At 37.6% G+C, this 8,029-nt stretch carries 10 protein-coding genes and 1 pseudogene; all 11 read left to right on the forward strand.

The genetic code is table 11. The features are described from left to right. Window positions 1–408 (forward strand): methyl-coenzyme M reductase I operon protein C (locus ACKI3Q_RS08240; RefSeq protein WP_407416067.1); only part of this gene is annotated, 408 nt, incomplete at its 5' end. A 2-nt stretch (window positions 409–410) separates the two neighbouring features. Next, on the forward strand, window positions 411–1,163 hold the full coding sequence (mcrG, locus tag ACKI3Q_RS08245; RefSeq protein ID WP_407416069.1) for a coenzyme-B sulfoethylthiotransferase subunit gamma: 753 nt from the start codon (window positions 411–413) through the stop codon (window positions 1,161–1,163). 14 nt (window positions 1,164–1,177) lie between these two features. Then, complete coding sequence (mcrA, locus tag ACKI3Q_RS08250) at window positions 1,178–2,830, forward strand: coenzyme-B sulfoethylthiotransferase subunit alpha (RefSeq protein ID WP_407416071.1); 1,653 nt, start codon at window positions 1,178–1,180, stop codon at window positions 2,828–2,830. A gap of 776 nt (window positions 2,831–3,606) precedes the next feature. Continuing rightward, window positions 3,607–4,479 (forward strand): tetrahydromethanopterin S-methyltransferase subunit E, encoded by an 873-nt coding sequence (gene mtrE, locus ACKI3Q_RS08255; RefSeq protein WP_407416073.1) that lies wholly within the window; start codon window positions 3,607–3,609, stop codon window positions 4,477–4,479. Between the two features lie 12 nt (window positions 4,480–4,491). Beyond that, a complete protein-coding gene (gene mtrD, locus ACKI3Q_RS08260; protein WP_407416075.1) occupies window positions 4,492–5,193 on the forward strand; it encodes a tetrahydromethanopterin S-methyltransferase subunit D in 702 nt (233 codons plus the stop codon). Window position 5,194: 1 nt separating this feature from the next. Continuing rightward, window positions 5,195–6,013 carry a tetrahydromethanopterin S-methyltransferase subunit MtrC gene (mtrC, locus tag ACKI3Q_RS08265; protein WP_407416077.1) on the forward strand — a complete coding sequence of 273 codons (819 nt, stop codon included), beginning with the start codon at window positions 5,195–5,197 and terminating at the stop codon, window positions 6,011–6,013. Window positions 6,014–6,027: 14 nt separating this feature from the next. Next, a complete protein-coding gene (locus ACKI3Q_RS08270; protein ID WP_407416079.1) occupies window positions 6,028–6,348 on the forward strand; it encodes a tetrahydromethanopterin S-methyltransferase subunit B in 321 nt (106 codons plus the stop codon). Continuing rightward, entirely contained in the window at window positions 6,349–7,086 is a 738-nt protein-coding gene (gene mtrA / locus ACKI3Q_RS08275; RefSeq protein ID WP_407416081.1) for a tetrahydromethanopterin S-methyltransferase subunit A, read from the forward strand. It begins immediately after the preceding gene. Window positions 7,087–7,102: 16 nt separating this feature from the next. Then, complete coding sequence (locus ACKI3Q_RS08280) at window positions 7,103–7,309, forward strand: tetrahydromethanopterin S-methyltransferase subunit F (protein WP_295605493.1); 207 nt, start codon at window positions 7,103–7,105, stop codon at window positions 7,307–7,309. Between the two features lie 12 nt (window positions 7,310–7,321). Then, entirely contained in the window at window positions 7,322–7,573 is a 252-nt protein-coding gene (gene mtrG / locus ACKI3Q_RS08285) for a tetrahydromethanopterin S-methyltransferase subunit MtrG (protein ID WP_407416083.1), read from the forward strand. Between the two features lie 15 nt (window positions 7,574–7,588). Beyond that, window positions 7,589–8,029, forward strand: a pseudogene (locus ACKI3Q_RS08290) (tetrahydromethanopterin S-methyltransferase subunit H); the annotation flags it as partial.

Here is an 8,029-nt window from a genome sequence, read left to right on the forward strand (position 1 = left end):
CTATTAACCAGTACCATGATATTGGATGCAGGTAGTGGTGTTCCACATGATGCTCCTGCCGGTGGTGCAGGAAACGCTTTTGGTTTGACTGACAAGGAAGTTGAACAAATGCAAAAGTTTAAGGTTATTGTGGTTCATTTAGGAGGAGTAAGAAATCATATTACCTACAAGGCAAGATTAATCTTGCGTAACGTTAACAAACCTTGTGTTATTATTTGTGAATATCCTGTTGACTTTGAAGATTTTGCAAAAATTGGTGTAAAAACCGCAAAGGTCATGCCTGAAGAGGTAAAGACAGAAGGTAAAATCATGAATATTGTTTCAGGTGTTATTAGGGGACAAACAGTGTCTCAAGAAAAATTAGATGAGATTATTAGAAAAGTTAGATTAACATTAGGAGATGCATAATTATGGCACAATATTATCCAGGAACTTCTCAGGTAGCTGAAAACAGAAGAAAATTCACTAACCCAGATGTTGAGTTAGAAGTTTTAAGAGAAATATCTGATGAAGACGTAGTAAAATTATTAGGTCACAGAGCTCCAGGTGAAGAATACAAATCCGTTCACCCACCTCTCGACGAAATGGACGAACCTGATGACATTATTAGAGAAATTGTAGAACCTATCGACGGTGCAAAAGCAGGGGACAGAGTAAGATACATCCAATTTGTAGACTCCATGTACTTTGCTCCAGCTCAACCTTTCTTAAGAGCAAGATCCTATGTATACAGATACAGAGGAATCGATACCGGTACCTTATCCGGAAGACAAATTATCGAAGCTCGTGAAAGAGACGTAGAAAGAATTTCTAAAGAAATCTTAGAAAACGAATACTTTGACACTGCACGTACTGGTATCAGAGGTGCAGGTGTACACGGTCACTCTTTAAGACTCGACGAAAACGGTTTAATGTTTGACATGTTAAGAAGACAAGTACTCAACAAAGAAACCGGTAACGTTGAAATGGTAAAAGACCAAATTGGTCGTGAATTAGACGAACCTGTAGTATTAGGTGAACCATTAGATGAAGAAACTTTAAGAGCTAAAACCACTATCTACAGATACGATGGTGAAGCTTACAAAGACGACGTTGACGCTGTAACTGTATTAAATCAAATACACGTCACTAGATCTCAATTTGGTTACAACCCAGAATATTAAGGAGGTTTATTAAAATGGCTGATAAAAAATTCTTAGATGCAATGACTAAAAAGTTCAAAGAAGCTCCAGAAGAAAAAACTACTACCTTCTATAATATGGGCGGTTGGACTCAATCTGAAAGAAAAACTGAATTTGTAAACGAAGGTAAAGCTATTGCTGACAAAAGAGGAATCCCAATGTACAACCCTGACATTGGTAACCCACTTGGTCAAAGAGCTTTAATGTCCTACCAATTATCTGGTACTGACACCTTTGTAGAAGGGGACGACTTACACTTTATCAACAACGCAGCTATCCAACAAGCTTGGGACGATATCAGAAAAACTGTAATCGTAGGTTTAAACACTGCTCACAACGTACTCGAAAAGAGATTAGGTATGGAAGTAACTCCTGAAACCATTACCAACTACTTAGAAGTTGTAAACCACGCTATGCCTGGTGCAGCTGTAGTACAAGAACACATGGTAGAAACCAACCCATTATTAGTAGACGACTCCTACGTAAAAGTATTTACTGGTGACGACGACTTAGCAGCAGAAATTGACCCTGCATTTGTATTAGACATTAACAAAGAGTTCCCAGAAGAACAAGCTGAAGCTTTAAAAGCTGAAGTAGGCGGAGCTATTTGGCAAATTGTAAGAGTCCCATCTGTTGTAGGTAGAGTTTGTGACGGTGGTACCACTTCCAGATGGTCTGCTATGCAAATTGGTATGTCAATGATTTCTGCATACGGTCAATGTGCAGGTGAAGGTGCTACTGGTGACTTCGCATACGCATCCAAACACGCAGAAGTTATTGGTATGGGTACTTACTTACCAATCAGAAGAGCAAGAGCAGGTAACGAACTTGGTGGTGTCCCATTCGGATTTATGGCAGATATCTGTCAAGCTACCAGAGTAACCGACGACCCTGTAGAATCCGCATTAGAAGTAGTAGCTTTAGGTGCTGCTTTATACGACCAAATTTGGTTAGGATCTTACATGTCTGGTGGTGTAGGATTTACTCAATATGCTACCGCAGCATATACTGATAACGTATTAGACGACTTCTCTTACTTCGGTAAAGATTACGTAGAAGACAAATACGGAGACTTATGTTCCGCACCTAACAACATGGACACTGTTCTTGATGTAGGTTCAGCAGTAGCATTCTACTCCTTAGAACAATACGAACAATACCCAGCATTACTCGAAACCCACTTCGGTGGATCTCAAAGAGCTGCTGTTGTATCCGCTGCTGCAGGTATTTCCACTGCATTCGCAACTGGTAATGCACAAACCGGTTTATCTGCATGGTACTTAGCACAATACTTACACAAAGAACAACATTCCAGATTAGGATTCTACGGTTACGACTTGCAAGATCAATGTGGTGCAGCTAACGTATTCGCTATCAGAAACGACGAAGGTTTACCACTTGAATTAAGAGGACCTAACTATCCTAACTATGCAATGAACGTAGGTCACCAAGGTGAATATGCAGGTATTGCACAAGCACCTCACAGTGCTCGTGGAGACGCATTTGCAGTTAACCCTCTCGTAAAGATTGCATTTGCTGACAAAAACTTGCCATTCGACTTCACTAAAGTCAGAGCAGAATTTGCTAAAGGTGCTTTAAGAGAATTCGAACCTGCAGGTGAAAGATCTATCATCATTCCAGCAAAATAAGTTTGGTGTAAACGGGAATATATAAATAAGGTTTTTAATCTATAGGATTTTTTATCCTATTAGATTTTACCTTATTTATTTTTTTCAATATGATATTTGTTTGTATAAAGTAGAATGGATTTTTTTTCAATTGATTTTGAAAATGATAAAATGCATTTTATAAAAAAAATTTAAAAAAAATAGTTTCAATATGGGAATTTAAGTTAATTTAAATGGATTAAATTTCAATTGATTTTGATAAATCGCTTTAAAATTAAGGTAATGCTAAAAATAATTGATAAAATTTGAGATTTTTTAGTAAAGCTTATATATAGTGTTTTAAAAAAATTATAGAATATAGAGAGTTTAATGTCTCTAAATTAATTAATTTTAAGTTTATTTTAATTTAAGTAGACTTGAAAAAATTCTTGGTTTATCTTTTTAATTATTCAGGTTTAATTATTAAGATTTTTAGATTTATTCATCAAATATTTCATTCTTAACACTTTAAGGATTTAATCTAGCTAGATTAAAAGCTAAGTGGTTTGCCTTGGCTTATTTGATTTATAAAATCTTTGTTTAAGTTATGAGGTATAATCATAAAGTATAAAATCATTCAGATGTTCTAAAAATGGTCTAAATTTTGCTTTAGTCCATTATTTAGTCCATTTTTATTTTATGTCTTTATGGTTTTATATTTGAGCAGAATATGTCTAAATGTGATTAATAGGAAAGTTAATCACGTAATAGTTTATTAAATAATTAAATTTAATAAAATTTAAGGAGGAAAAGAAAATATGGACCCTATTACATTAGGTGTAGTCGCATTAATGGGTGCAGCAGCAACCATTGCTGGTGCTGCAGAGGACTTAGAGTCTGACATCGGTTCACAAAGTAACCCTAACTCACAAGTTCAACTTGCTCCACAAATGGGACATTTACACCGTATGATCAATAAGGCAGCTTCTGGTGAACCAGTAGCATATGGATGCTGGTGTGGTATCGCTGGTGGTATCGCAGCTCTTGCAATGGGTATGGGTATTTTACCTATAGTCGCAATTGCAATGGGTTCTACTGTTGCTGCATTTGTTCACGCAATTTATACAGTCACATCACACATGGGAAGGATTGTTGGTCAATCTCAATTTGAACAACCATTATTCATGGACGTATTAACCCAATCCTTAGGCCCTATCGCAGCTCATGGTTTTATAGCTAGTTTCGGTATTGTAGGAATCGCTTACTTAATGACCCTTCCATTAAATGGACTTGGACACCCATTCCCATTACCATTACTCGCAGTACTATGGGGAATTACTATTGGTGCAATCGGTTCATCCACAGGGGATGTACATTACGGTGCAGAAAGCGAATACCAAAAATTCGATTACGGTGGAGGTACTCCTGTAGCTATTCAAGGGGATATCGTAACCAAAGCTCCTCTCGGTGCTAAAAACTCTATCGATGTAGGTAACTTCTGTGCTAAATATGGTGGACCTTTAACCGGTTTCTGTTTCGGACTTATTGTCTTCGTAAGCTTCTGGATCACTGTTGTATTCGGAGCTATTGGAGGACAAATCGTAGGACTTATCATCGTTATTTTATTAATCGCTGGTAACTACTTCCTTGAAAAGTCTGCAAGAGAAAAATTCGGACCATATGAGGAATAAGGAGGTTACATTATGAATCTTATTATATTTATTATATGTGTTGTAATTGCAGGTATTATTATGGGAGGAGGTGTACACTTCATTCCTGTAGGTGGTGCTCCTGCAGCTATGGCTACCGCTACCGGTGTAGGAACTGGTACCGCAATGTTAGCAGCTGGTGCAGGATTAACTGGACTCATTACCGCAGCATCTATGACTGGACAACCAGTATGGTTGATCATCTTAGCTGGTGCAGTCGGTTCCATGTTAATGATGGGTATCACCATGCTTATTGGTAACTTTATTTATATTTTCGGTGTTGGTGTAGTGCCAGCATCTGGTAAGGCTCCTGTTGACCCAATCACCAAATGGAACCAAGAAAAATATAAAACTCCTGGTACCGAAGGACACGGTATTCCTACCGTATGTTACATTAGTGGTATCATTGGTGGTTTACTTGGTGGTGCTGGTGGTGGATTAGTCTACTGGGCTATTAACGAATTCGCAACCGCTAACATGACTGGATTTGACGCTACTATTATTGCAGGATTAGCTGCTATCTTATCCGTAGGTATGTTCTTCATCAACTCTGTAACTGCTTCCTATAACATTGGAGGTACCATTGAAGGATTTGTTGACCCTAAATTCAAAAGACTCCCTACCGGAATTTTAGCTTGTGCTATTGTTTCTCTTGTAGCTGCAATCTTCATGGTTTTAATGATTGGAGGTATTTAAGATGTCTGCTGGAGGAAGTGGAGCACCTGCAGAAGGTGCTGTAGATGCTAATGTAATATTAGCAGTTGGTATTATCGGTGGATTACTCGGTATTTACTTATCTGGTATTAACCCTATTATTGGACCTGTATTAAGCTGTCTTGGTGCAGTTTGTGCAATCCTTTGGGGTGTAATTGCAATCCGTAGTGTAGCAAGTTATGGTTTAGGTACTGGTGTACCTTCTATCGGTTACATGTCTTTAGGTATTGGTGTAATCGGTGCTTTAGCTGGTGTAGGTATTATCGCAGCTTTCAACTTAAGCGGATTAGAAATTGCTGGACCTATTCTTGCATTGATCTTTGCAATGCTCATTGGTTTATTAGTTGCAATTGTAGCTAAAAAAATTGTTGGTATGAAAATTCCTGTTATGGAAAGATGTACTGCAGAAATCGCAGGTGCTGCAGCTTTAGCTGTTTTAGGATTCTCCTCTGCTGTTGCAGGTGGATACTCCATTGACTTACTCTTATCTGCTGTAGTTGCTCCTGGTTATATTGCTATCTTCTACATCTTATGTACTATGGCAATCCAACACCCATTCAACGCATGTTTAGGACCAAACGAAGACCAAGTAAGAACTCTTAAATGTGGTGCTTCTACTGCATTCTTAACTATGATTATTACTGGTATTCTCGCTATTTCCGCTGGAGGATTAGCATGGTTTGCAATTTTAATTGTCGGACTTATCGGTTGGTACATCTCATTTAAGATGTTTGTTAATGCTTCCTGTGAAGCTGCAGCATCTGTTAAATGGGCTGGATTATGGCCAAAAGTTGAGGAATAAGGAGGTTGTTATAGATGGTATTACCTTTAATACAATTTATTCCTGAATTAAACTTAAATCTTGACGCAGAAACCGGTATTCTCGGTGCTGGTGGTGGAGATTTAATTATTCTTTCAATGGATGAAATTAATGCTGAAATCGCAAAAGTCGAAGCAGCTGCTGATGAATTAATGAATTCCTTAGATCCTAATTCCGCACCATTAGGTTCCTTCCCAGGAAGAGAAGGTAACTTTGTAATTGCAGGTAAATTAACCAACATGGTTTATGGATTTGTTATAGGAATGTTCCTTATTATGGCAGCTATGCCTATATTAACAGCTATGGGGGTTTTATAGATGGCTGACAAAAAACCTACTGCTGATAACTGGCCTGTAGTAAGTGGAGACTACATTGTAGGGGACCCTGAAAGTCCTGTTGCTGTAACTACTTTAGCTTCTCACAATGAAGATATCCCAGCTGCTGCTGGAGCAGCAATCGCTGGACCTTGTAAAACTGAAAACTTAGGTATTGAAAAAGTTGTAGCAAACATCATTTCAAACCCAAACATCAGATTCTTAATCTTATGTGGTGCAGAAGTACAAGGTCACATTACCGGTCAAAGTATTCAAGCATTACATGAAAATGGTTGCGACCCTGAAAAGAAAAAAATCACTGGTGCTACCGGTGCTATTCCTTTCGTAGAAAACATTCCTATGGAAGGTGTAGAAAGATTCCAACAACAAGTAGAACTTGTTGACTTAATCGATAACGAAGACGGTGGAGCAATCACTGCAAAAGTAAAAGAATGTATTGAGAAAGATCCTGGTGCTTTTGAAGAAGATGCTATGGTTATTGAAGTGAAAGAAGGAGATGACGACGACGACGATGGTGAAGAAATTCGTCCTATTTCTCCAGAAACTGCATTACTTGAAGCAAGAATAAGAAATATTGATACTCAAGTAAAATTAGTTGGTGCTGTACAAAGAAATATGGCAGGTAACTATTCAGGTAAAGTCCAAGGTATTATGATTGGATTAGTATTTACTTTAGTAATCGGTTTCTTATTATTAATGGCACCATTAATAGGTGTATAAACTGGAGGTTTTATAAATGGTTAAATTTTCAAACAAACCAAATACTCGTGGTATTAAAAATGCTTCTAGTGATGTAGAATACCGTGCTAAGCTTTTAGGCAGAGAAGGAAGATTATTCGCTGGCGTAATCAGCACCAGATTTTCTGGAATAGCTATCGGTATTGGAATTGCTCTTTGTTTAGCTGTTGTTATTCCATACTTAGCTAAATTATGTGGATTATAGAGGTGTTAAAAAATGTCTGAAGAACAATCAGTACCTCAAATTATTGTATCTACCGACGATATGTCAGCTGCAGTCCAAAAATTAGATGAGGCTGAAGAAAAAGTAGAATTTGCTGTTGGGGAATACTTCCAACGTTTAGGTCAACAAAACGGTAGAGATATTGGTATTTTATATGGTATAATTTTAGGTCTTGTAATTTTAATAGTATCCATTGAATTTGGTTTAGTCAATGCAATGAGTACTATGATGGCAGGACTAATCTAAATTGGAGGATTATAAATGTTTAGATTTGATAAAGAACAACTCGTCGTAGATATTGCCGGAGTAAAAATGGGAGGACAACCTGGTGAATACCCTACTGTTTTAGCAGGAACAATCTTTTACGGCGGACACAAAATTATTAGTGATGAAAAAGAAGGTATCTTTGATAAAGATGCTGCTGAAGGATTAATTAAAACTATGGAAGAAATGTCTGATGTAACCGGAAACCCTTGTGTTGTACAAACTTTCGGTGCTACTGCAGATGCTATGGTAAAATACTTAGAATTTGTAGGAGACGTCTGTGACAAACCTTTCCTTATAGATTCAACCGCAGCTTCTGCAAAAATTGCAGGTGTAGAATACGTTCAAGAAGCAGGATTAGCTGACAGAGCTGTTTACAACTCTTTAAGTATGGCTGCTGAACCTGGTGAAATCGAAGCTGTTAAAAACTCAGACATC

It is taken from the genome of Methanobrevibacter sp. (assembly GCF_045636185.1).
Lineage (GTDB): Archaea > Methanobacteriota > Methanobacteria > Methanobacteriales > Methanobacteriaceae > Methanocatella.